Raw genomic sequence first — 23893 nt, 5'->3', positions numbered from 1 at the left:
CTGCAATAAGATCTCGAGGTCCACCTGCCAACGTACCCAACGCGACGGAGCGACCCTGTGCACGTCCCCGACGGATTCCTCGACATCCCGACCTCGGTCGGGACCGCAGCGGTCGCGGCCGGCGCGATCGCCCTCTCGCTCGCCCGGTCCCGGCGCGAGCTCGACGACCGCGCCGCCCCGCTCGCCGGGCTCGTCGCGGTCTTCGTCTTCGCCGCGCAGATGCTCAACTTCCCCGTCGGCGTCGGGGTGAGCGGGCACCTCCTCGGCGGCGCCCTCGCCGCCGTGCTCGTGGGGCCCTGGGTGGCGACGCTCGCCGTGACGGTCGTCCTCGTCGTGCAGGCGCTCGTCTTCGCCGACGGCGGCATCACCGCGCTCGGCACGAACGTCCTGCTCATGGCCGTCGCGGGCGTGTGGATCGGCTGGACGGTCTTCGTCGCGGTGCGCTCGGTCCTCCCCCGCCGCCTGGCGATGGTCACCCCGGCGGCCGCCGTCGCCGCCGCCGTCTCCGTGCCGGCGACCGCCCTCGTCTTCACCCTGCTCTTCGCCGTCGGCGGTCAGGCGCCGGTCGACCTCTCCACGATGGTCGGGCTCATGGTGACCTGGCACGCCGTCATCGGCATCGGCGAGGCGGTCATCACCGCGCTCGTCGTCTCCGCCGTGCTCGCGACGCGGCCCGACCTCGTGCGCGGCGCCGTGCCCGCGCTCGCCCGGCAGCGCGAGCAGCGCCTCGCCCCGACGACCCCGGAGGTCACCCGATGACCCGCCCCGCCGTGCAGACCCAGGGCACCGGCCGCCGGATCTCGACCCGCACCCTCGTCGTCGTCGGCCTCCTCGTCTCGCTCCTGCTCGCCGGGGTCGTCTCCGGCTGGGCCTCCTCGCACCCCGACGGCCTCGAGCACGTCGCGAGCCAGGTCGGCTTCGGCGACACCGCGCAGGAGAGCCCGACCGCCGACTCCCCCATGGCCGAGTACGAGACCCGCGGCGTCGAGGGACGGCTCGGCGGCGCGCTCGCCGGCGTCGTCGGCGTCGTGCTCACCGCCGTGCTCATGGGTGGGCTGCTGCTCCTGCTGCGCCGCCGGCGGGAGGAGTAGGTGGGCGGCCCCCACGGCCACACCCTGCACTTCCACGGCCACTCCCCCCTGCACCGAGCCCCCGCGCACGTCAAGGTCGTCGCCACCCTCGGCTTCGTCCTCGCCGTCGTCGCCACGCCGCGCGAGGCGGTCTGGGCCTTCGCGGTCCACCTCGCGCTGCTCGTCGGCGTCGCGGTCGTCTCGAGCGTCCCCCCGCGCTACCTCGCCCGACGGCTCGTCGTCGAGATCCCCTTCGTGCTGCTCGCCGCGACGATGCCCTTCATCGCCACGGGCCCGACGGTGCCGGTCGGCCCCCTCGAGCTCTCGCAGGCCGGTCTGTGGGCAGGGTGGGGACTCTTCGCGAAGGGGTCGCTCGGCGCCCTCGCCGCGGTCCTGCTCGCCGCGACGACCGAGGCCGGCGACCTCGTGAGCGGGCTGGCTCGGTTGCGCGTCCCGCGCCAGCTCGTGCTCGTCCTGTCCTTCATGATCCGCTACCTCGACGTCGTGAGCGGCGAGATGCGCCGGATGCGCGTCGCCCGCGAGAGCCGCGGCTTCCGCACCGGCGGGCTGCGGTCCTGGCCCGTCCTCGGCTCGACGGCGGGCGCGCTCTTCGTGCGCAGCTACGAGCGCGGCGAGCGGGTGCACCTCGCGATGCTCTCGCGGGGCTTCCAGGGCCGGGTCGACCTCGACGACGGCGTCGCCGTGCGGGCGACGACCTGGTCCGCAGCGCTCGTCGTGCCCGCCGCGGCCGTCGTCGTCGCGACGACCGCGTGGGCGCTCACCGGCGGGGGCGTGCGATGAGCGCGCCGGTGCTCGACCTCAGCGGGGTGCACCACGCCTATCCCGACGGCCACCACGCGTTGCGCGGCGTCGACCTGCACGTCCACGCCGGCGAGCGGGTGGCCCTCCTCGGCCCGAACGGCGCCGGCAAGACGACCCTCGTGCTCCACCTCAACGGCATCCTCGTGCCCGAGGCGGGCAGCGTGCGCGTCTCCGGGCTGCCCGTCGACGGCGAGCACATGCTCGAGGTCCGTCGCCGCGTCGGCGTCGTCTTCCAGGACCCCGACGACCAGCTCTTCATGCCGACGGTGCGCCAGGACGTCGCCTTCGGCCCGCGCAACCTCGGGCTGCGCGGCGACGCGCTCGACGCCCGGGTGCACGCGGCGCTCGCGGCGGTCGACATGAGCGAGCACGCCGACCGCGCGCCGCATCACCTGTCCTTCGGGCAGCGGCGCCGCGTCGCGGTGGCCACGGTGCTCGCGATGGAGCCGGAGATCCTCGTGCTCGACGAGCCGAGCAGCAACCTCGACCCGGCGTCGCGGCGCGAGCTCGCCGAGATCGTCGACTCGCTCGACGTCACCGTGCTCATGGTCACCCACGACCTGCCGTACGCCCTGCAGCTGTGCGAGCGCTCCGTCGTCCTCGCCGCGGGGCAGGTCGTCGCGGACGGCGCGACGGCGCAGGTGCTCGGCGACGACGCGCTGATGACGCGTCACCGTCTCGAGCTGCCCTACGGCTTCGACCCCTCGTCGGTCCCCGCCCGCACCCGTCGGGCCGGCTGACTCCCCCTTCGCCCCCCTTCGCCCCTGCCCGACGGCCACGCCGCGGCCCCCGGCTACCACGCAGTACTGGTCGTGATCACGACCAGTACTGCGTCGTAGCAGGCGGTCTAGGTGGCACGGACGACGGTCGCCTCGATGACGACCTCGCTCGTCAGCGAGCGGGCGACGAAGCACTCGCGGTGGGCCACCTCGAGCAGGTGGTGGATGCGGGAGTCGGGCACGTCGCCGCGCACCGTCACCTCGGGGCGAAGGGTGATCCGCCCGACGCGAAGAGGTGGGTCGGCCTCGTCCATGACGGCCTGCGCCGCGTCGCGGTAGCCGACGACGTCGAGCCGCGCCCGCGCGGCGACGGCGAGGAAGGACACAGCTGGCAGCTGCTCGCCGCCGCGAGCAGCAGCTGCTCGGGGTTGAGCCGCGCCGGGTCACCGCCGAAGGAGGGGTCAGCGCTCAGCTCGAGCTGCTCACCGCCGACCCCGGCGGCGTGGCCGCGGTCGTAGTGCTCGTAGCCGAGCGCCGTGGACCCCTCCCAGGCGAGGGTCGCGGTGTAGTCGTGGGTCGTCACCCCCATAGACTCCCACCGCGCCCACGACGGGCGTCGCGCCGAAGTGGTGGAACTGGCAGACACGCGAGATTTAGGTTCTCGTGCCCTCGGGTGTGCGGGTTCAAGTCCCGCCTTCGGCACCGGTGAGATCAGGCGAGGTGCTCGCGCAGCAGCGGCACCATCGCGCGGAAGGCCGCGCCGCGGTGGCTGATCGCGTTCTTCTCCTCGTCGGAGTGCTCGGCGAGCGTGCGGGTCCCGCCGTCGGGCACGAAGACCGGGTCGTACCCGAAGCCGTTCTCCCCCACGGGCTCCCGCACGACGACGCCCTCGACCCGACCCTCGGTCGACACGACGTCCTCGGCACCGGGCAGGGCGAGGACCGCGGCGCAGCGGAAGGCCGCCCGTCGGTGCTCGTCGGGCACGTCGGCGAGCTGGTCGAGGAGCAGCTGGATGTTGCGGCGGTCGCGCTCGGCGCGGGGCAGGTCCTCGCCGCCGTGCAGACCGGACCACCGCGCGGAGAAGACCCCCGGAGAGCCGCCGAGCACGTCGACACTCAGGCCCGAGTCGTCGGCGAGGGCCGGCAGACCGGTCGCGGCGGCCACCGCGCGCGCCTTGAGCGTGGCGTTGCCGACGAAGGTCACCTCGGTCTCGGGCACCTCGCCGACCTCGGGGTAGGCGGCCATCGAGACGACCTCGAGACCGAGGTCGCCGAGCGGGCCGGAGAGGATCTGCTGCAGCTCCTCGACCTTGTGCTCGTTGTGCGTGGCGAGGACGACCCTCATCGCACGCGCTCGCGCGCCGGGGCCTCGAGGGCCTGCTGCTGCAGGACGGTGAGCTGGGCGCAGCCGGCCGCGCCGAGGTCGAGCAGCTGGTCGAGGAGCGCGCGGTCGAAGGGGGCACCCTCGGCCGTGCCCTGCACCTCGACGAAGTCGCCGGTGCCGGTCATGACGACGTTCATGTCGGTCTGCGCGGTCGAGTCCTCGGGGTAGTCGAGGTCGCACACGGCGCGGCCGTCGACGACGCCCACCGAGACGGCGGCGAGCGAGCCGGTGAGCGGCTGGGCGGAGGCGGGGATGAGGCCGCGGGCGCGGGCATCGGCCAGCGCGTCGGCGAGGGCGACATACGCGCCGGTGATGGCCGCGGTGCGGGTGCCGCCGTCGGCCTGGAGCACGTCGCAGTCGACGACGACGGTGTTCTCGCCGAGCGCCGAGGTGTCGATGACGGCGCGCAGGCTGCGCCCGATGAGCCGGCTGATCTCGTGGGTGCGGCCGCCGACCTTGCCGCGGCGCGACTCGCGGTCGCTGCGGGTGTTCGTCGAGCGGGGCAGCATCTCGTACTCGGCGGTGACCCAGCCGGTGCCGCGGCCCTTGAGCCAGCGCGGCACCCCTTCGGTGAAGCTCGCGGCGACGAGCACGCGGGTGCGCCCGAACTCGACGAGCACCGAGCCCTCGGCGTGGTCGAGCCAGTTGCGGGTGATGCGGACCTCGCGGAGGTCGCCGGGGGCGCGGCCGTCGTGGCGCGCAGGTGCTGCGGAGGTGGCGTCGGTCATGCCCTCCAGGCTAAGGGTCCCGTGAGGCCGGACGTGACCCGCCGTGGACAGCCCCACCGCCCGCTTCGCCCCCTGAGCGACGCCCCACGAACCACAAGATTCTCGGGTCACCCGATAAACCCCTGCTCAGCATGGGTAAGAGACTCATGCTGAGCAGGGGTAAGTCTTGCTGAGCACCGCCCGCACCGACGCGGCGTCACATGCGTCACACGATTCTCGGGTGACCCGATAAACGAGGGGTTGGTGTGACGTGCCGAGCGGGGGTGACTCGACGTGCCTGGGGCTTGTGCTCGTGCGACTCGAAGCGGGCCGGTGCGGCTCGTCCCGTGGACCCGCCCGAAGGGGGAGCTCAGACCTCGTAAATCGCGTCGGGCTCGGCGAGCTCGACCTCGCGACCCTCGCCGCACCACACCGCGGCGGCCTGGGCGCGGCAGACCTCGGGGTCGTTCCACGCGGGGATGTGGGTGAGCACGAGGCGACCCACTCCCCCGGCGTCGACCGCGGCCTGCGCGGCCCGCGACCCGGAGAGGTGGATGTCGGGGATGTGGTCGCGCCCGTCGACGAAGGCGGAGTCGGCGAGCACGAGGTCGGCGTCGCGCATGAGCCGCGTCAGCGCCGGGCACGCGTCGGTGTCGCCCGTGTACGCGAGCACCCGCCCACCGCTCTCGACGCGGAAGCCGTACGCCTCGACCGGGTGGTTGACGCGGTACGGGGTGATGACGAAGGGGCCGATGTGCACGGGGATCGTGTCGGAGAGCCGCCGGAAGTCGAGCTCGCGCGTCATCCCGACGTCGTCGATGCCCTCGTACGCCGCGGCGAGGCGGTCGGCCGTGCCGGCGGGGCCGTACACGGGCAGGCGGGTCGGCAGCGGCCCCTGCGGGCGGTAGCGCCGGGTGACGTACAGACCGGTGACGTCCATGCAGTGGTCGGGGTGCAAGTGGGTGAGCAGCAGCGCGTCGAGCGAGGCGGGGTCGACGTGGCGCTGCAGCGCACCGAGCGCGCCGTTGCCGAGGTCGAGCGCGACCCGCCACGTCCGCTGCCCGTCGTCGGCGCTCAGCAGGTAGCACGACGCGGGCGAGGCCGGGCCCGCGAAGGACCCGGAGCACCCGACGACCGTGAGCCTCACGCGACACCTCTCATGTTGCCGAAGACGCTGCCGACCTCGGGCCCGAGGAAGCGACGGGCCAGTCGCCGGAACTCCTCGGCGTCACCGGTCGTGGTGAAGCCGTGCCCCGGCGGCGGGGCGTCGTCGGGTCGCAGCAGGTCCCTGTCGGCAAGCACACGGTAGACGTCCTTGGCCGTCTCCTCGGCCGACGAGACGAGCGTCACCCCGTCGCCCATGACGTAGGAGATGACACCGGTGAGCAAGGGGTAGTGCGTGCAGCCGAGCACGAGCGTGTCGACCTCCGCGGCCCGCAGCGGCTCGAGGTACTCGCGGGCGACGGCGATGAGCTCCTGCCCACCGGTCGTCCCCGACTCGACGAACTCGACGAAGCGGGGGCACGGCTGCGAGAGCACCCGCAGGTGCGGCGCCGCCGTGAAGGCGTCGACGTACGCCCCGGACTGGTGCGTGCCGACGGTCGAGATCACCCCGACCCGGTCGGTCCGCGTGGCGAGCACCGCGCGGCGCACCGCCGGGCGGATCACCTCGACGACCGGCACGTCGTAGCGCTCACGGGCGTCGTGCAGGACGGCGGCGGAGGCGGTGTTGCACGCGATGACGAGCACCTTGACCCCGTGCTCGACGAGCCGGTCGAGGCACTCGAGCGCGTACTGGCGGGTCTGCGCGATCGGCCGCGGGCCGTACGGCGCCCGGGCGGTGTCGCCGAAGTAGGTCGTCGCCTCCTGCGGCAGCTGGTCGAGGACCGCCCGCAGCACGGTGAGGCCGCCGTACCCGGAGTCGAAGATCCCGATCGGCGCGTCCACGGCGCTCACCCTACGCAGCACCCCCGGCGCGCCCGGCGCCCCCGCGCGGCGGCCCGGCCGGCAGCGTGCGGCCGAGCGACTCCTGCAGCCAGGTGAGGAAGTCGTAGAGCATGAGCGCGAAGGCCGCCGGGTCCTCGTCGTCGAGATCGGCGACGACCCGCTCGAGCCGGTCGGCGTCGTCGTCGGTGCGCAGGCCGAGCCGCTCGCCCATGACGAGCCGGATGTCGGTGAGCGCGACGAGCACGGCGACGGCCTCGCCGCGGTCGAGCACGACCGCCTCGGGGTCGCCCGGGTCGGCCGAGGGGCGCAGGACCGCCTGCGCGAGGGTGCGCAGGTTGCCCGCCTTGCGCTGGCGCAGCCCGCCCTCGGTGAGCCGGCGGAACTCGCGGGCCTCCTCGGGGTCACCGCGGTGCCCCGCGGGGAAGAGCCGGTCGAGCGCGGGGTCGCGCTCCTCGTCCAGGCCCGCCGAGCGCTCGGGGTCGGGGGTGCCCGTGTCGGTGCTCAAGGTCCCCAGGCCTGCGACGATCGCGTCGAAGGGGTCGACCTCCCCTTCGCCCGCCGTCACCGGGCCGTCGTCCTGCGGCGAGACGACGTCGAGGACCTGCTCGGCGAGCTGGGCGAGGACCTCGCGCTCGTCGGCGTCGAGCCAGGCGACGACGTCCTCGCCACGGCGCTGGAAGGCGCGGGCCATCAGTCGTCCTTCTGGTAGGTGGCCCACAGGCCGTAGCCCTGCATCGCCTCGGTGTCGAGCTCCATCTGCTCCTTCGGCCCGGTGGAGACGACGGCGCGGCCCTTCGTGTGCACGTCCATCATGAGCTTCGTCGCGTGCTGCTCGGTGTAGCCGAAGTGCGTCTGGAAGACCCAGGTCACGTACGACATGAGGTTCACCGGGTCGTTCCACACGAGCGTGATCCACGGGACGTCGGGGTCGACGACGAGATCGGGCTCGTGCACCTGCTGGTCCACCGGCGCTGCACTCACCCGCACAACCATAGAGTGACGCCGTGACGACGACCGACCCCAGCACCGGCCTGCTCACCGACCACTACGAGCTGACGATGCTCCAGGCCGCGCTGCGCAGCGGCGCGGCGAGCCGTCGCTGCGTCTTCGAGGTCTTCGCCCGCCGCCTGCCCGACGGGCGGCGCTACGGCGTCGTCGCGGGCACCGGGCGTCTCCTCGACGCCATCGCGTCCTTCCGCTTCGACGAGGCGGAGATCGCCGACCTGCGCTCGCGCGGCGTCGTCGACGAGGCGACGCTCGACTTCCTCGCCGGCTACCGCTTCGACGGCGACGTGTGGGGCTACGCCGAGGGCGACGCGTACTTCCCGTACTCGCCGATCCTCGTCGTCGAGGCCGACTTCGCCCACGGGGTCATCCTCGAGACGGTCATCCTCTCGATCCTCAACCACGACAGCGCGATCGCCTCCGCGGCCTCGCGGATGACCGGCGCCGCCGGCACCCGCCCGTGCATCGAGATGGGCTCGCGACGCACGCACGAGGAGGCGGCCGTCGCCGCCGCCCGCGCCGCCTACATCGCCGGCTTCGCCTCGACCTCCAACCTCGAGGCCGGCCGCCGCCACGGCGTGCCGACGGTGGGCACCTCCGCCCACGCCTTCACCCTCCTGCACGACGACGAGCGCACCGCCTTCCAGGCCCAGGTCGACGCCCTCGGCGCGAGCACCACCCTGCTCGTCGACACCTACGACGTCACCGACGGGGTGCGCACGGCCGTCGAGGTCGCCGGCACCGGGCTGGGGGGCGTGCGCCTGGACTCCGGTGACCTCGTCGTGCAGGCCCAGGAGGTCCGCGACCAGCTCGACTCCTTGGGCGCGACGAGCACCCGGATCACCGTGACCTCCGATCTCGACGAGTACGCGATCGCGGCGCTGGCCGCAGCACCGGTCGACGGCTACGGCGTCGGCACCCGGGTCGTCACCGGCTCGGGCCACCCGACGGCGTCGATGGTCTACAAGCTCGTCGCCCGCGAGGACGAGAGCGGCGAGATGATCGGCGTCGTCAAGAAGAGCAAGGACAAGCAGTCCGTCGGCGGGCGCAAGTACGCCCTGCGCCGCCTCGACGCCCATGGCATCGCCTCCGCCGAGCTCATCGGCGTCGACGAGCTCCCCGAGGACGACGGCGAAGGGGTCGGCGACCGCGAGCTGCTCGTCCCCCTCGTGCGTGACGGCGTCGTCGTCGGTCGCGAGACGTGCACCGTCGCCGCAGCCCGCGAGCGTCACGAGGCCTCGATGGCCGAGCTGCCCCGCTCCGCGCACCAGCTGAGCGCCGGCCGTCCCGCGGTCGAGACGGTCTTCGTCACCGAGACCCCCTGAGCCGGGCGGTAGCGTCGGGCGCATGGCCCGTGCGCTCGTGCTCGTCGACATCCAGCGTGACTTCTGCGAAGGGGGATCCCTCGCCGTGACCGGGGGCGCCGAGGTGGCCCGCCGGGCCGCCGAGCGGGTCCTGAGCACGAAGGGCGAGTACGCCGCCGTCGTCGCGACGGCGGACTGGCACGTCGACCCGGGCTCGCACTGGGCCGCGCCGGGCACCGAGCCGGACTTCGTCGACAGCTGGCCCGTGCACTGCGAGGTCGGCACGGCCGGCGCCGACTTCCACCCGGCCCTCGCGCCTGCGCTCCCCCACGTCGACGCCGTCTTCCGCAAGGGCCGCCACGAGGCCGCGTACAGCGGCTTCGAGGGCACGAGCGAGGACGGCACCGGTCTGGCGGCGTGGCTGCGCGAGCGCGACGTCGACGCGGTCGACGTGTGCGGCATCGCGACCGACTACTGCGTGCGCGCCACGGTGCTCGACGCCGTCGGCGCCGGTCTGCAGGTCCGCCTGCTCGAGGACCTGTGCGCCGGCGTCGCCCCGGAGAGCACGCAGCGGGCGCTCGCCGAGATGGCCGCCGCGGGCGTCGCCCGCGCCTGACCGCGCCCCCCGCGGCGCGACTTCTCACACCGACGCGCCCGCCGGTGTGCGCGCAGCGTTACGCCCCTTTCACCGCGGCACGCGTCGGCCGGTAACACCGGCTCGGCAGTCTCGGCGAGGACAGCCCGCACGACGACGAGGTCAGGTGGGCCCCCCTTCGCACGAGAAGTCGAGGCCAGCATGTCCACCACCGCACTGCCCGGGAGCGCCGCTCCCGACGAGGCGCTCGCGCCGCCGCAGACCTCGCCCGCCCCGACCGGCCCCGTCGTCGGACCGGGCCGGTGGGTCGAGCACTGGGACCCGGAGGACCCGGTCGCCTGGGAGCACGGCGGCCGACGGCTGGCCCGGCGCAACCTCGGGCTCTCGGTCTACGCCGAGTTCCTCGGCTTCTGTGTCTGGGCGCTGTGGAGCGTCGTCGTGCCCCAGCTGCCGGCGGCCGGCATCCCGGTGACGCTCGGCGAGCAGTTCTGGCTCGTCTCGCTCCCCGCGCTCGTCGGCGCGACCCTGCGCGTGCCCTACTCCTTCGCGGTGACGAAGGTCGGCGGGCGCAACTGGACCGTCGTCTCGGCGCTCCTGCTCCTCCTGCCGACCCTCGCGCTCGCCTGGTCGGTGAGCACCCAGCAGGGCTTCGGGGTGCTCCTCGCGTGCGCCGCGCTCGCCGGGCTCGGCGGCGGCAACTTCGCCTCGTCGATGACGAACATCTCCTTCTTCTTCCCCGAGGCCGCGAAGGGCCGGGCGCTCGGCATCAACGCCGCAGGCGGCAACCTCGGCACCGGCATCGTCCAGATGGTCATCCCCGCCGTCGTCGCCGTCGGCGCGGGCATCCACCTCGAGTACGCGGGGCTCGTCATGGTGCCGCTCGTGCTCCTCGCCGCCGTCCTCGCCTGGCGCGGCATGGACAACCTGCGCGAGGCCCGCTCCGACCTCGGCTCCTACCGCGACGCGTGCCGCCGGCGCGACACGTGGGTCATCTCCGTGCTCTACATCGGCACCTTCGGCTCCTTCGTCGGCTACTCCGCCGCCTTCCCCACGCTGCTCGTCAGCCAGTTCCCCGAGCAGTCGCCCTACGTCGCCTTCGTCGGCGCGGTCGTCGGTGCGCTCACCCGACCGCTCGGCGGGTCCGTCGCCGACCGGCTCGGCGGCGCCCGGGTGACGATCGCCGCCTTCGCCGTCATGGCGGCCGGGGCGGTCGGGGCGGTCCTCGCGCTCGCCCAGCACTCCTTCGTCCTCTTCGTCGCGAGCTTCGTCGTGATGTTCGCCGGCTCGGGCATCGGCAACGGCGCCACCTACCGGATGATCCCCGCCGTCTTCCGCGCCGGGGTCTCGGCCGCCGACCTGCCCCGGGCCCGTCGCGCCGCCGCCGCCTGCATCGGCATCGCCGGGGCGGTCGGCGCGTACGGCGGCTTCCTCATCCCGCAGGGCCTGCGCCTGGCGCGCACCGAGCTCGGCTCGCTCGTGCCCGCGCTGTGGGTCTTCGTCGCCGCCTACGTGCTCATGGGCCTGCTCACCTGGGCGCGCTACGCCCGCCGCGGCAGCGCCCTCGCCGAGCACACCGTCTGACATGACCGGCACCCGAGCCACTGACACCCACTGCCCCTACTGCGCGCTGCAGTGCGCGCAGCGGCTGACCGTCGGCGCGGACGGCGCCGTCGAGCCCGCCGGGCGTGCCTTCCCGACGTCGAAGGGAGGGATGTGCCAGAAGGGGTGGACCTCGCCGGCGCTGCTGCGGGCCCCCGACCGTCTCGTCGAGCCGCTCGTGCGCGGCGCCGACGGCGTGCTGGCACCGGCGTCGTGGGACGACGCGCTGGACCTCGTCGCCGACCGGCTGGCGGACCTGCGCCGCGAGCACGGCGCCGACAGCGTCGCCGTCTTCGGCGGCGGCGGTCTGACGAACGAGAAGGCCTACGTCCTGGGCAAGCTCGCCCGGGTCGCCCTCGGCACGGCGATGGTCGACTACAACGGCCGCTTCTGCATGAGCTCGGCGGCGGCGGCCACGAACCGCAGCCTCGGTCTCGACCGCGGCCTGCCCTTCCCCCTCGCCGACCTCGCCGGCGCCGACGCGGTCCTGCTCCTCGGCTCCAACCTCGCCGAGACCTCGCCCCCCGCGGTGGCCCACCTCACCGGGGTGCGCCGGCGGGGTGGCCTCGTCGTCGCCGACCCGCGGCACAGCGCGACCGCCGCGCTCGCCGACGACGGCGCGGGCATCCACCTGCAGCCCCTGCCGGGCACCGACCTCGTCGTCCTGCTGGCCCTGGCCCACGTCGTCCTCGCCGACCGGCTCCTCGACGAGCGGTACGTCACCGAGCGCACGAGCGGGCTCGACGCGCTCCGCTCGGCGGTCGCCCCGTGGTGGCCCGAGCGCGCCGAGCAGGTCTGCGGGGTGCCGGCGCGCACGCTGCGGCGCACCGCCCACCTGCTCGCCGCGGCCTCTCCACACCGCGGCGGCGCGGGCGCCTACGTGCTCACCGGGCGAGGCGTCGAGCAGTCCCGCCAGGGCACCGACACGGTGAGCGCGGCGATCGCGCTGGCGCTGCTCCTCGGTCTCGTCGGCCGGGTCGGCAGCGGCTACGGCGCGATCACCGGGCAAGGCAACGGCCAGGGCGGTCGGGAGCACGGCCAGAAGTGCGACCAGCTGCCCGGGTACCGCTCGATCACCGACCCCGCGGCCCGCGCGCACGTCGCCCAGGTGTGGGGCGTCGACCCCGACGACCTGCCCGGCCCCGGCCTCCCCGCCGTGGCGCTCCTCGACGCCCTCGGCCGACCGGGCGGACCACGCGCCCTGCTCGTCCACGGCTCGAACCCCGCCGTCAGCGTGCCGGGCAGCTCTGACGTCCGCGACCGTCTCGCCGCGCTCGACCTGCTCGTCGTGTGCGACCTCGTGCCGTCCGAGACCGCGCTGCTCGCCGACGTCGCCCTGCCGGTGACCCAGTGGGCCGAGGAGGAGGGCACGATGACGAGCCTCGAGGGCCGGGTCCTGCGACGCCGGGCCGCGGTGCGCCCACCGGCCGGCGTGCGCTCCGAGCTGTGGGTGTGGGCCGAGCTGGCCCGCCGGCTCGGGGCGCCCGGCACGTGGTCGAGCGACCCCGCCGAGGTCTTCGACGAGCTGGCCCGCGCCTCCGCCGGGGGCGTCGCCGACTACTCCGGTCTCAGCCACGCCCGGCTCGACGCGGCCGAGGCGAGCGGTGCGGACGACGGCGGCACCGCGCTGCACTGGCCGTGCCCAGCGACGCCGGACGGCACCCCCGATCACCCGGGCACCCCGCGTCTCTTCCTCGACCGCTTCCCCACCCCCGACGGGCGAGCCCGCCTCGTGCCGGTCCGCCACCGCGGGCCGTCCGACGACCTCGGCCCGACCACCCCGGTCTACCTCGTCACCGGTCGGGTGCTCGCGCACTACCAGTCCGGCGCGCAGACCCGTCGGGTGCCCGAGCTCGTCGAGGCGGCCGGTGACCCCTTCGTCGAGGTCCACCCCCTCCTCGCCGAGCGCACCGGCGTCGCTGACGGCGACCTCGTCCACCTCGACGGCCTGCGCGGGCGGGTCACCGCCCGGGTGAGGGTCGACGCCGGGACCCGACCGGACACGGTCTTCATGGCCTTCCACTGGGCCGGGCCGGGCGGCGTCAACGAGATCACCTCGCCCGTCGTCGACCCCGTCTCCTCGATGCCCGAGCTCAAGGTGTGCACGGTCTCGCTCACCCCTGCCGCCGACGCCCCCGGCACGGCCGACCTCGCGGGGGCCGTGCGATGACCCGCGTGCTCGTCGTCGGCGCCGGCATGGTCGGGGCGCGGGTCGCCGACGACCTGCTCGCCGCCGACTCCGCCGGCCGGCTCGACATCACGGTCCTCGGCGCCGAGGCGACGACCCCCTACAACCGCGTCCTGCTCTCCGACGTCGTCGCCGGGCGGTACGCGGCGAGCGAGATCGGCCTGCCGCCGCTGCCGCACGACCGCCTCGCGGTGCACGAAGGGGTCGCGGTCACCTCGGTCGACCGGGCGGACCGGTCCGTGACGACGGCCGACGGCCGCCGGCTGCGCTACGACTTCCTCGTCCTCGCCACCGGCGCGCGGGCCCGCGTGCCCGACCTGCCCGGTCTGCGCGGCGGCGAGGGCGGCATGCTGCCCGCCGGCGTCCACCCGCTGCGCACCCTCGGCGACGCGACCGCCGTCGTCGCCGCGAGCCGCACGGCCCGTCACGCCGTCGTCCTCGGCGGTGGGGTCCTCGGGCTCGAGGTCGCGACCGGTCTGCGACGCCGCGGTCTCGCGGTCGTCGTCGTCCACCCCGGCGCCGGTCTCATGGACCGCCAGCTCGGCAGCCAGGCCGCGGACGTGCTCGCCCGCTCCCTGCACGACCTCGGCGTCGGGCACCGGCTCGGCCGAGGCGCGACGGAGGTCGTCACGACGGCGGGCGCCGACGGCCGGCGCGCCGTCGAGGGAGTGCGCCTCTCCGACGGCGAGGTCGTCCCCGCCGACCTGCTCGTCGTCACGGCGGGCACGGTCCCCGACACCGACCTGGCCCGCGGCGCCGGGCTCGCCGTCGGGCGCGGCGTGCTCGTCGACGAGCACAGCCGCACGGCCGACCCCCGGGTCTTCGCCGTCGGCGACTGCGCCGAGCCGCCCGAGGGCGGCACCGGCCTCGTCGCCCAGGGCTGGGCGCAGTCGGCGCGGCTCGCCGAGCTCCTCACGAGCGGGACGAGACCCCCGGCCCCGGCTCCCACCCCCGCTGGGGACGACGTCGTCCGGGTCAAGGCCCACGGAGTCGACGTGGTGACGATGGGGGTGAGCGGCGGCGCCGACGCGCGCACGGTCGCGCTCAGCGACCCCGCCGCCGGGCGGCACGTCGAGGTGAGCGTCGTCGGCGACCGTCTCGTCGGCGCCACGTGCATCGGCAGCCCGGACGTCGCCGCCGACCTCGTCGTCGCGTACACACGCCGGACCCCGCTGCCCACCGACCCCGCGCGGCTCCTCCTCACCGCCCCCGCCGGCGAGCCCGTCGCCCGCGTGCCCGTCACCGAGCTGCCCGACGAGGGCGTGGTCTGCCGCTGCTCGAGCGTGACGAAGGGGGCGATCCGCGCCGCCGTCGCCGACGGCGCTCACGACGTCGCCGAGGTCGCCGCCCGCACCCGCGCCAGCACCGGGTGCGGCTCCTGCCGCGCCGACGTCTGCGCTCTCCTCGCCGCCCTCACACCCGCCGACGCACCCGCGTGAGCACACCGTGACGACGGCGAAACCGCGACTGACACCCGACGACACGTCCGACCGAGAGGCTCCTGCCATGACCCACCACCCGAAGCAGCTCGTCGTCGTCGGCGGCGGCATGGTCGCCCGCCGGCTCGTCGACGCCCTGCGCGAGCGCGACACCGACGGCCGCTGGGCGATCACCCTCCTGTGCGAGGAGCCCCGTGCGCCGTACGACCGCGTCGCGCTGACGTCGTACTTCTCCGGGCGCGACCCCGACGACCTCTCCCTCGGCGGCGCGGAGATCTGGGACGACCCGCTCGTGACGATCCGACGTGGCGTGGCCGCCACCCGGGTCGACCGCGAGATGCGCGAGGTGACGTGCAGCGACGGCAGGGTCCTCCCCTTCGACGAGCTCGTCCTCGCGACCGGCTCCTCGGCAGCGGTGCCCCCGGTGCCCGGCACCGACCTCCAGGGCTGCTTCGTCTACCGCACCATCGACGACGTCGCGGCGCTGCGGCAGTGGGTCGAGGCGCTGCGCGAGCGCCACGACCGGCCGCTGCGCGGTGCGGTCGTCGGCGGCGGCCTGCTCGGGCTCGAGGCCGCCGGCGCCCTGCAGGCGCTCGAGGTCGCCAGCCACGTCGTCGAGTTCGCGCCGCGGCTCATGCCGATCCAGGTCGACGACGGCGGTGGCGAGGCCCTGCGGCGCCTCATCACCGGGCTCGGCGTCGACGTGCGCACGGGCACGGCCACGTCACGCATCAGCGGAGAGCGCGGACGGGTGCACCGGATGCACTTCGCCGACGGGCCCGCCCTGCCCGTCGACGTCGTCGTGCTCGCGACGGGGGTCAGGCCCCGCGACGAGCTGGCCCGCGCGTGCGGGCTCGAGATCGGCGAGCGCGGCGGCGTCGTCGTCGACGACGCGTGCCGGACCACCGACCCGGCGATCTCCGCGATCGGCGAGGTCGCCTGCATCGAGGGCCGGGTGTGGGGCATCGTCGCCCCCGGCTACGCGATGGCCGAGGTCACCGCCGACCGCCTCCTCGGCGGAGCCGCGACCTTCCCGGGCGCCGACACGGCGACGAAGCTCAAGCTGCTCGGTGTCGACGTCGCGAGCTTCGGCGACGCCTTCGGCACCGAGCCCGGCAGCCTCGACGTCGTCGTCTCCGACCCGGTCGCCGGGGTGTACAAGAAGCTCGTCCTGTCCGACGACGCCCGCACCCTGCGCGGCGGCATCCTCGTCGGTGACGCCTCCGCCTACGCCGGGCTGCGCCCGATGCTCGGCCGCGAGCTGCCCGGCGACCCCGTCTCCTACCTCCTGCCCGAAGGTGTGGGCGCTGCTCCCTCGGCCGAGCTGCCCGACGACGCGACGGTGTGCTCGTGCAACAACGTCAGCGCCGGCACCGTGCGCGGGGCGGTCACCGAGCACGCGTGCACCGACCTGCCGGCCGTCAAGGCGTGCACCCGTGCGGGCACGAGCTGCGGGTCCTGCCTGCCGCTCGTCAAGCGCCTCATGACGACCGAGCTCGAGCGCTCCGGCGTCGAGGTGAGCGACGCGCTGTGCGAGCACATCGACCTCTCGCGCGCCCAGCTCTTCGACGTCGTGCGGGTCGGGCAGCTGCGCTCCTTCACCGAGGTCATCGAGCGGCACGGGCGCGGGCAGGGCTGCGACATCTGCAAGCCGGTCGTCGCCTCGGTGCTCGCGTCCCTGTGGAACGAGCACCCGCTGACGCAGGGGCGTGCCGGTCTGCAGGACACGAACGACCGCTACCTCGCGAACATGCAGAAGGACGGCTCCTACTCCGTCGTCCCGCGCATCCCCGGAGGCGAGATCACCCCCGAGGGGCTCATCGTCATCGGCGAGATCGCCCGCGACTTCGGGCTCTACACGAAGATCACCGGTGGCCAGCGGATCGACCTCTTCGGGGCCCGGCTCGACCAGCTGCCCGACATCTGGCGCCGGCTCGTCGACGCAGGCTTCGAGTCCGGGCACGCCTACGGCAAGTCGCTGCGCACGGTGAAGTCCTGCGTCGGCTCGACGTGGTGCCGCTACGGGGTGCAGGACTCGGTCGGCCTGGCCATCGCTCTCGAGGAGCGCTACCGGGGCCTGCGCAGCCCGCACAAGATCAAGCTCGGGGTCTCCGGCTGCGCCCGGGAGTGCGCCGAGGCGCGCGGCAAGGACGTCGGCGTCATCGCCACCGACCACGGCTGGAACCTCTACGTCGGCGGCAACGGCGGCTTCACCCCGCGCCACGCCCAGCTGCTCGCCGAGGACCTCCCCACCGACGAGCTCGTCCGCGCGATCGACCGCTACCTCATGTACTACGTGCGCACGGCAGACCGCCTCCAGCGCACCGCGGCCTGGCAGGAGGACCACGAGGGCGGTCTCGACGCGATCCGGGCGGTCGTCCTCGAGGACTCGCTGGGCATCGCCGCCGACCTCGACGCCGCGATGGCCCAGCACGTCGACACCTACGTCGACGAGTGGGCGGCGGCGCTGGAGGACCCGAAGACCCTGGCGCGCTTCACGACCTTCGTCAACGCGCCCGACGCGCACGACGACACCCTCGCCTACGTCGCCGAGCGCGGCCAGGCCCGGCCGGCGACGCCGGCCGAACGATCCGGCCCGGTGCTCGTCGCCGGCACGACCCTGGAGGTGCGCTCATGAGCTGGACGACGGTGTGCGACGTCGAGACCATCGGTCTCGACGAGGCGGTGCTCGCCCTCGTCGACGGCGAGCAGGTCGCCGTCGTGCGCACGGCCGGCGGCGAGGTCTTCGCCGTCGACCAGCGCGACCCGTACAGCGGCGCCCACGTCATGGCTCGCGGCATCGTCGGCACGCGCGGCGACCGGCCGTGCCTCGTGTCGCCGATGTACAAGCAGGTCTTCGACCTGCGCACCGGGGCCTGCCTCGACACCGTCGGCGGGGAGGAGCGGGTGCTGCCGACCTGGCCGGTGCGGGTCGAGGCGGGACGGGTCCTCGTCGGGAGCGGCCGAAACACGGGCGCAACACCGACGTCATCGCCGGAGCCGTCGTCCGTCGGAGCATGAGGTGATGGCACCTCGACACACGCCGGGCCGCGTCGTCCTCGTCGGCGGCGGACCGGGCGACCCCGACCTGCTGACCGTGCGCGCTCTGCGCCACCTGCGCAGCGCCGACGTCGTCGTTGCCGACCGGCTCGGCCCGACCTCCGTGCTCGACGACCTGCCGCTGCGGGTCGAGATCATCGACGTCGGCAAGGCCCCGGGCCAGCACGCGATGAGCCAGGAGCGGATCGACGAGCTCATCGTCGAGCGGGCCCGGCGCGGTCAGGTGGTGGTGCGGCTCAAGGGCGGCGACCCCTTCGTCTTCGGGCGCGGGGGCGAGGAGGTCCTCGCCTGCCGCGACGCGGGCGTCGAGGTCGAGGTGGTGCCCGGCATCTCCAGCGCCCTCGCGGTCCCCGCGCTCGCCGGGGTGCCGAGCACCCACCGGGGGGTCGTCGGCGCCGTCCACGTCACCCACGGGCACGAGCCCCTCACCGCGACCGCGACGAGCGCCGTCGTCACCGGCGAGGCCACGCTCGTCGTCCTCATGGGCGTCGCCCGCCTGGCCGAGCACGCCGCCTCGCTGCTCGCGGCCGGTGCCGCGCCCTCCATCCCCGTCGCCGTCGTCGAGTCCGGCAGCACGCCCGACGAGCGGGTCACCCGTGCGCCCCTGTCGCAGGTCGCCGCCGTCGCCGCGCAGATCGGTGTGCGCTCCCCCGCGGTGGTCGTCGTCGGGGCGGTGGCTGCGGAGGGCTTCCTCGACGCGCGGGCCCTCGTCGAGGCCGTCGCGTGAGCACCGCGCTCCCGGCAGTCCTCGCCGGCTGCGTCGTCCTCGTCACCGCGGACCGCCGTTCGGCCGACCTCGCCGCCGCGCTGGAGCGTCGCGGCGCGAGCGTGCGGCACGCCCCGGCGCTGACGATCGTGCCGCACACCGACGACGCGCAGCTGCTGCGTGCCACCCGTGACCTCGTCGCGGCCCCGCCCGACGTGCTCGTCGTGACGACCGGGGTCGGCTTCCGCGGCTGGCTCGAGGCCGCCGACGCCGGCGGTCTGGGCGCCGAGCTGCACGAGGTGCTCGCCGGCACGCGCGTCGTCGCCCGCGGCCCGAAGGCCAAGGGTGCGATCATGGCCGCCGGCCTCACCCCCGACTGGGTCGCCGAGTCCGAGACCTCGGCGGAGATCCTGCGTCTGCTCCTCGACGAAGGGGTGAGCGGCCTGCGCGTCGCGATCCAGCACCACGGGGCGGGCGCGGACGGGCTCGACGTCGCGCTCGCCGACGCCGGGGCGGACGTCGCCCCCTTCGTCGTCTACCGCTGGGGACCGCCGCGAGACCCCGAGGCGGTCGCGGCCTCCGTGCGCGACAGCGCCGCCGGGGCGATCGACTGCGTCGTCTTCACCTCTGCCCCGGGGGCGCAGGCGTGGCTCGACGCGGCCCGGGGCGAAGGGGTCCTCGGCGACCTCGTCTCCCGGGCGGCGAGCGGCGACCTCGTCGCCGCGGCCGTCGGGCCGGTCACCGCCGCACCCCTGCGCGAGGCGGGCATCGAGCCCGTCGTCCCCGAGCGGGGCCGCCTCGGCGCGCTCGTGCGCGCCGTGCTCGCCCACTACTCCGGCGCCCGGTGCCCGGCCGTGACGACCGTCGCCGGCGAGCTGCAGGTGCGCGGCACGGCGGCCATCCTCGGCGAGCGCGTGCTGCCGCTCTCGCCGAGCGGGCTGGCCGTGCTGCGCGCCCTCGTCGACGCCCAGGGCGCCGTCGTCTCCCGCGAGCAGCTGCTGGGCGTGCTCCCCGGCGACTCCACCGACCCGCACGCGGCCGAGGTCGCCGTGTCACGGGTGCGCGAGGCCGCCGGCCGGCGTGACCTCGTGCAGACCGTCGTCAAGCGGGGCTACCGCCTCGGCGTCCCCGTCTGAGCGCGACCGGGACCGGCCGAGCGGTCAGCGCCCGCCGGTCCAGCTCCAGGCGTACCGGCCGTCGTCGCAGGCCAGTCCCCCTTCGCCGATCTCGAGGGGCCGGAAGGTGTCCACCATGACGGCCGTCTCGTCGAAGTACTCGATGCCGATCGACTTCTCGTAGGCGCCCGGCTGCGGCCCGTGGGCGTGCCCGCCGGGGTGCAGGCTGATCGAGCCGCGCCCGATGCCCGAGCCCTTGCGCGCCTCGTAGTCGCCGTCGACGTAGAACATCACCTCGTCGCTGTCGACGTTCGAGTGGTAGTACGGCACCGGGATCGACAGCGGGTGGTAGTCGACCTTGCGCGGCACGAAGTTGCACACGACGAAGTTCCACCCCTCCCACACCTGGTGCACGGGCGGCGGCTGGTGGACCCGGCCGGTGATCGGCTCGTAGTCGGCGATGTTGAAGACGTAGGGGTAGAGGCAGCCGTCCCAGCCGACGACGTCGAGCGGGTGGAAGGGGTAGGTGAAGCGGGTGCCGACGACCCCGCCGGGCCCGTTGCCACGATGGCGCACGAGCACCTCGGTGCTCTCGCCGCGCTCGGCACCGATGTCCTCGGCGAGCAGGGGCCCCTGGGGGCCGCGCAGGTCGCGCTCGCAGTACGGGGCGTGCTCGAGCAGCTGGCCGTGCTTCGAGAGGTAGCGCTTCGGCGGCTGGATGTGGCTGCTCGCCTCGCAGACGTACAGGCGCAGCACGGACCCGTCGGCCGCGTCGGCCGAGGACGCGGGCAGCCAGCGGTGGGTCGTCGCGCGGGGCATGACGACGTAGTCGCCCTTCGCCACCTCGAGCGAGCCGAAGACCGTCTCGACGCGTCCGGCGCCGCGCTCGACGTAGACGAGCTCGTCGCCGACGGCGTTGCGGTACCAGGGGCTCACCGCGCCGGCGACGACGTAGGAGATCCGCACGTCACCGTTGCCGAGGAGGAGGCGGCGGCCCTGCACGGCGTCGACCTCGGCCACTGCGGCGTCGTCCTCGCCGAAGAGGCGGTGCGGCTGCAGGTGCATGGGCTTGAGCGGGTGGTTGGCCGTGAGGGTCTGGTCGGGCAGCTCCCAGATCTCGCTCGCGGTGATCTCGCTGGGGATCTCGCGGTGGTAGAGCAGCGAGCTGTCGCTCGAGAAGCCCTCCTCGCCCATGAGCTCCTCGTAGTAGAGCCCGCCCTCGCCGTCCGGGTGCTGGGTGTGCCGCTTGGGCGGGATGCTGCCCGTCGCGCGGTAGTACGCCATCGCAGACCTCCTGAGCCACCGTCCGACTATCGGACGACTATGTCCTTCTTCCGGACTCATGGTCGCGAGGTCGCCCGGCCCTGTCAAGACGGGGGCGAAGGGGGGGTCAGCCCAGTCGCGCGGCGACCTCGGCCGCCGCGGCGACGATCCTCGGGCCGACCGACGCGAGGTCGAGCTCGCCGAGCGAGACGACCCCGACGGAGCCCTCGACACCGCACCCGGGCGGCAGCGGCGCGGCGACCCCGACGGCCCCCGACTGCAGCTCCCCCTTCGTCATCACGGCCCCGAGGTCACCCGCCCGGCCGGCGAGGACCGCCCGGCCGGCGGCGCCCTCGTCGAGGGCGTGCCGGGTGCCGACGCGGTAGGCGACGTGCAGATCGGTCCACGACGGCTCGACGACGACCGCGGCGGCTGCCTCCCCGCTCTCGAGGAGGGTGAGGTGGGCGGTCGCACCGACCTCGTCGGCCAGACGGCGCAGGGTCGGGGTGGCGCTCGCCCGGATCCGCGGGCCGAGCGAGCCCGCGAGCTGGGTCAGCCCCATGCCGAGCCGGCAGCGCCCGTCTCCTGCCCGTCCGACGAGGCCGTGGTCGGCGAGGGTCTCGACGAGGCGGTAGACGACGGTGCGCCCCACGCCGAGCTCACGGGCGAGCTCGGCGACGGTCAGGCCACCGGCCGCCTCGGGGCGGGCGAGGACCTCGAGCACGCGCAGCCCCCGGTCGAGGGTCTGGACGGACTCGCGCGGCCGCACCGCGCCCTGGCTGTGCTCCGCGTCGGGCATGGGGGCACCCTATGTCCGTGACGGAGGTCGTGCGCTTGACATCGACCCGGGCGGCGCACCACGGTGGAGTCCGCTGCACGGATGATCTCGACCGATAAACGGACACCAGGAGACGCGATGACACCCGCCCCACCCGCCGCGCTCTTCGCCGGGCTCGTCGACGACGCCGCCGTCTTCCCCCCGGGTCAGGCCCCCCTCCCCCGCGCCCTCGCCGAGCACCACGAGCACCGCGCCGCCTGGTACGCCGCGATGGTCGGGCCGCTCCTCGTCCCCGCCTCCGGCGTCGGCGAGCTCGTGACCCTCGCCGGCGGCACCCCGGTCGGGGTCGTCGTCGTCGCCCGGCCGGGCACGCCCGCCGCAGACGTGAGCGCCGCGCTCGACGCCACCCACGGCACGGCGCTCGACGTGCGCGGCGTCGAGATCGGCTGGCAGGCCGACTGGCGCTCCTTCCCCTTCGCCGACCGCCCCCTCGTGCTCGAGATCCCGCGTGGCGCCGACCGCGACCGCGCCCTCGCCGACGTCCGCGACGGTCAGCAGGAGGGCCACGCCGTCCAGGCGAAGCTGCGCACCGGCGCCACCCCCACGTGGGAGTGGCCCGACGAGCACGAGCTGGCCCGGCACATCACCGACGTCGTCCAGCTGGGCATCTCGACCAAGCTCACCGGCGGTCTGCACCACGTCGTGCGCGGCGACCACGACGGCGGTCCGCAGCACGGGCTGCTCGACGTGCTCGTCGCCGTCGACGCCGCGATCACCGACGCCCTGGCACCCGACACCGACCGGCTCGCCGAGATCCTCGCCGAGCGCGACCCCGCCGTCCTCGCCGCCGCCGTGCGCACCTGGGACGCCGACCGCACCGACCGCGTCCGCCGCACCCTCACCGCCTACGGGTGCTGCGGCGTCACCGACCCCATCACCGAGCTCGCCGAGCTCGACCTCGTGGCAGGAGCAGCATGACCACCCACCCCTGGCTCGCCGTCGGCACCGACCACCCCTTCGGCCCCCACCACCTGCCCTACGGGTCCTTCTCCGTCGGAGCCGGTGCACCCCGTCTCGGCGTGCGCATCGGCGAGCAGGTGCTCGACGTCGCCGCGGCCGCGCAGGTCTGCCACCGCGACGCACGGCCGTACTCGGGGGGGGACCTCACGGCCCTGCTCGAGGTGCCCCAGGAGTGGGAGCCGACCCGTGCGTGGCTCACCGAGCTCGTCGCCGACGAGGACCGCGCCCTGGTGCTCGCCGAGCACGTGCACGACCTCGACGACGTGACCCTGCACCTGCCCTTCGCCGTCGCCGACTACGTCGACTTCTACGCCAGCGAGCACCACGCCTCGAACGTCGGGCGGATCTTCCGCCCCGACTCCGAGCCGCTCACCCCGAACTGGCGTCACCTGCCGATCGGCTACCACGGCCGCTCGAGCACCGTCGTCGTCTCCGGCACCGACGTGCGTCGCCCCCACGGCCAGCGCAAGGCCCCGGGCGACGCCGCCCCGACCTTCGGCCCGAGCATCAAGCTCGACATCGAGGCCGAGCTCGGTCTCGTCGTCGGCGGGAGCACACAGATCGGGCAGAGCCTGAGCGTCGACGAGGCCGCCGAGCACCTCTTCGGCGTCGTGCTGCTCGACGACTGGTCGGCCCGCGACATCCAGGCCTGGGAGTACGTGCCGCTCGGCCCCTTCCTCGGCAAGTCCTTCGCGACGACGATCTCGGCCTGGGTCACCCCGATGGTCGCGCTCGAGCCGGCCCGCGTGCCGCTGCCGGCGCAGGACCCGCAGCCGCTGCCCTACCTCACCGGAGCCGCGGCCCGCGGCATCGACCTCGAGTACGAGGTGGAGTGGAACGGCACCGTCGTCTCCCGCCCGCCGTACCGCACGATGTACTGGGCGCCCGAGCAGATGCTCGCCCACCTCAGCGTCAACGGCGCGAAGGTGAGCGCCGGTGACCTCTTCGGGTCGGGCACCATCTCGGGCCCGGAGGCCGGCACCCGCGGCAGCTTCCTCGAGCTGTCGTGGAACGGCACCGAGCCGGTCACCCTCGACGACGGGTCGACCCGCACCTTCCTCGAGGACGGCGACACGGTCACCCTGCGTGCGAGTGCACCGGGCGCCGGCGGCCGGATCGGCCTCGGCGAGTGCACGGGGACCATCCGCGGCTGACCGGCCCTCCCCGTCGCCC

At 74.8% G+C, this 23893-nt stretch carries 24 protein-coding genes and 1 tRNA gene; 16 read left to right on the top strand and 9 right to left on the bottom strand.

Going from position 1 to position 23893, the window contains the following annotated elements:
• Positions 1–57: 57 nt before the first annotated feature.
• From L6241_RS08595 to L6241_RS08580, 4 genes are read left to right on the top strand one after another with little or no spacing between them, the layout of a single operon-like run.
• The gene (locus tag L6241_RS08595) at positions 58–759 is read left to right on the top strand and encodes an energy-coupling factor ABC transporter permease (RefSeq protein WP_191680539.1); all 702 of its coding nucleotides are present in this window, start codon (positions 58–60) and stop codon (positions 757–759) included.
• On the top strand, positions 756–1091 hold the full coding sequence (locus L6241_RS08590) for a PDGLE domain-containing protein (RefSeq protein WP_252974926.1): 336 nt from the start codon (positions 756–758) through the stop codon (positions 1089–1091). Before L6241_RS08595 ends, L6241_RS08590 begins: the two co-directional genes overlap by 4 nt.
• The gene (gene cbiQ / locus L6241_RS08585) at positions 1092–1871 is read left to right on the top strand and encodes a cobalt ECF transporter T component CbiQ (protein ID WP_368245766.1); all 780 of its coding nucleotides are present in this window, start codon (positions 1092–1094) and stop codon (positions 1869–1871) included.
• A complete protein-coding gene (locus L6241_RS08580) occupies positions 1868–2632 on the top strand; it encodes an energy-coupling factor ABC transporter ATP-binding protein (RefSeq protein ID WP_368245764.1) in 765 nt (254 codons plus the stop codon). The genes cbiQ and L6241_RS08580 overlap by 4 nt, the downstream gene beginning before the upstream one ends.
• 107 nt (positions 2633–2739) lie before the next feature.
• Here the strand turns inward: L6241_RS08580 and L6241_RS08575 are convergent, their stop codons facing one another.
• Positions 2740–2997 (bottom strand): OsmC family protein, encoded by a 258-nt coding sequence (locus tag L6241_RS08575; protein WP_368245762.1) that lies wholly within the window; start codon positions 2995–2997, stop codon positions 2740–2742.
• Between the two features lie 234 nt (positions 2998–3231).
• On the opposite strand from L6241_RS08575, the gene L6241_RS08570 reads away from it, so the two are divergent.
• Positions 3232–3313 (top strand) — tRNA-Leu (locus tag L6241_RS08570).
• Positions 3314–3322: 9 nt separating this feature from the next.
• Here L6241_RS08570 and rdgB read toward each other — a convergent pair.
• The 6 genes from rdgB to clpS form a co-directional block, all read right to left on the bottom strand.
• The gene (gene rdgB / locus L6241_RS08565) at positions 3323–3955 is read right to left on the bottom strand and encodes an RdgB/HAM1 family non-canonical purine NTP pyrophosphatase (RefSeq protein ID WP_251718523.1); all 633 of its coding nucleotides are present in this window, start codon (positions 3953–3955) and stop codon (positions 3323–3325) included.
• On the bottom strand, positions 3952–4722 hold the full coding sequence (gene rph / locus L6241_RS08560) for a ribonuclease PH (protein ID WP_368245760.1): 771 nt from the start codon (positions 4720–4722) through the stop codon (positions 3952–3954). Before rph ends, rdgB begins: the two co-directional genes overlap by 4 nt.
• A 349-nt stretch (positions 4723–5071) precedes the next feature.
• A complete protein-coding gene (locus tag L6241_RS08555) occupies positions 5072–5848 on the bottom strand; it encodes an MBL fold metallo-hydrolase (protein WP_368245758.1) in 777 nt (258 codons plus the stop codon).
• Entirely contained in the window at positions 5845–6648 is an 804-nt protein-coding gene (gene murI / locus L6241_RS08550) for a glutamate racemase (protein WP_068273673.1), read from the bottom strand. Before murI ends, L6241_RS08555 begins: the two co-directional genes overlap by 4 nt.
• Before the next feature lie 10 nt (positions 6649–6658).
• Positions 6659–7339, bottom strand: coding sequence for a DUF2017 domain-containing protein (locus L6241_RS08545; protein WP_123091006.1), 681 nt, complete (start codon positions 7337–7339; stop codon positions 6659–6661).
• Positions 7339–7629, bottom strand: coding sequence for an ATP-dependent Clp protease adapter ClpS (clpS, locus tag L6241_RS08540; RefSeq protein WP_224767016.1), 291 nt, complete (start codon positions 7627–7629; stop codon positions 7339–7341). Before clpS ends, L6241_RS08545 begins: the two co-directional genes overlap by 1 nt.
• Positions 7630–7652: 23 nt before the next feature.
• On the opposite strand from clpS, the gene L6241_RS08535 reads away from it, so the two are divergent.
• From L6241_RS08535 to L6241_RS08495, 9 genes are all read left to right on the top strand, one after another.
• The gene (locus L6241_RS08535; protein ID WP_368245756.1) at positions 7653–8978 is read left to right on the top strand and encodes a nicotinate phosphoribosyltransferase; all 1326 of its coding nucleotides are present in this window, start codon (positions 7653–7655) and stop codon (positions 8976–8978) included.
• Positions 8979–9000: 22 nt separating this feature from the next.
• Positions 9001–9573, top strand: a complete 573-nt coding sequence (locus L6241_RS08530) for an isochorismatase family protein (RefSeq protein ID WP_368245754.1) — start codon at positions 9001–9003, stop codon at positions 9571–9573.
• A gap of 180 nt (positions 9574–9753) precedes the next feature.
• The gene (locus L6241_RS08525) at positions 9754–11133 is read left to right on the top strand and encodes an MFS transporter (RefSeq protein ID WP_123091010.1); all 1380 of its coding nucleotides are present in this window, start codon (positions 9754–9756) and stop codon (positions 11131–11133) included.
• A 1-nt stretch (position 11134) separates the two neighbouring features.
• Entirely contained in the window at positions 11135–13321 is a 2187-nt protein-coding gene (locus tag L6241_RS08520; RefSeq protein ID WP_368245752.1) for a molybdopterin oxidoreductase family protein, read from the top strand.
• Positions 13318–14778: an FAD-dependent oxidoreductase gene (locus L6241_RS08515; RefSeq protein ID WP_368245751.1), complete on the top strand. Its 1461-nt coding sequence runs from the start codon at positions 13318–13320 to the stop codon at positions 14776–14778. Before L6241_RS08520 ends, L6241_RS08515 begins: the two co-directional genes overlap by 4 nt.
• A gap of 67 nt (positions 14779–14845) precedes the next feature.
• A complete protein-coding gene (gene nirB, locus L6241_RS08510; protein WP_191564717.1) occupies positions 14846–17416 on the top strand; it encodes a nitrite reductase large subunit NirB in 2571 nt (856 codons plus the stop codon).
• A complete protein-coding gene (gene nirD / locus L6241_RS08505) occupies positions 17413–17799 on the top strand; it encodes a nitrite reductase small subunit NirD (protein WP_191564718.1) in 387 nt (128 codons plus the stop codon). Before nirB ends, nirD begins: the two co-directional genes overlap by 4 nt.
• Before the next feature lie 4 nt (positions 17800–17803).
• Positions 17804–18565, top strand: a complete 762-nt coding sequence (gene cobA / locus L6241_RS08500) for a uroporphyrinogen-III C-methyltransferase (protein WP_368245748.1) — start codon at positions 17804–17806, stop codon at positions 18563–18565.
• Positions 18562–19680, top strand: a complete 1119-nt coding sequence (locus tag L6241_RS08495; RefSeq protein WP_368245746.1) for a uroporphyrinogen-III synthase — start codon at positions 18562–18564, stop codon at positions 19678–19680. Before cobA ends, L6241_RS08495 begins: the two co-directional genes overlap by 4 nt.
• 24 nt (positions 19681–19704) lie before the next feature.
• Here the strand turns inward: L6241_RS08495 and L6241_RS08490 are convergent, their stop codons facing one another.
• On the bottom strand, positions 19705–20943 hold the full coding sequence (locus L6241_RS08490; RefSeq protein ID WP_191564720.1) for a homogentisate 1,2-dioxygenase: 1239 nt from the start codon (positions 20941–20943) through the stop codon (positions 19705–19707).
• Between the two features lie 106 nt (positions 20944–21049).
• A complete protein-coding gene (locus tag L6241_RS08485; protein WP_201466061.1) occupies positions 21050–21721 on the bottom strand; it encodes an IclR family transcriptional regulator in 672 nt (223 codons plus the stop codon).
• Between the two features lie 117 nt (positions 21722–21838).
• Here L6241_RS08485 and L6241_RS08480 point away from each other — a divergent pair, with 117 nt between their 5' ends.
• Both L6241_RS08480 and fahA read left to right on the top strand, forming a co-directional pair.
• Positions 21839–22678 carry a hypothetical protein gene (locus L6241_RS08480; RefSeq protein ID WP_368245744.1) on the top strand — a complete coding sequence of 280 codons (840 nt, stop codon included), beginning with the start codon at positions 21839–21841 and terminating at the stop codon, positions 22676–22678.
• Complete coding sequence (gene fahA, locus L6241_RS08475) at positions 22675–23874, top strand: fumarylacetoacetase (RefSeq protein ID WP_368245742.1); 1200 nt, start codon at positions 22675–22677, stop codon at positions 23872–23874. The genes L6241_RS08480 and fahA overlap by 4 nt, the downstream gene beginning before the upstream one ends.
• The last annotated feature ends 19 nt before the right edge of the window (positions 23875–23893 follow it).

The sequence above is a fragment of the Janibacter sp. Y6 genome (assembly GCF_040900765.1).
Lineage (GTDB): Bacteria > Actinomycetota > Actinomycetes > Actinomycetales > Dermatophilaceae > Marihabitans > Marihabitans melonis.
This window is presented reverse-complemented; position numbering and strand designations above follow the sequence as displayed.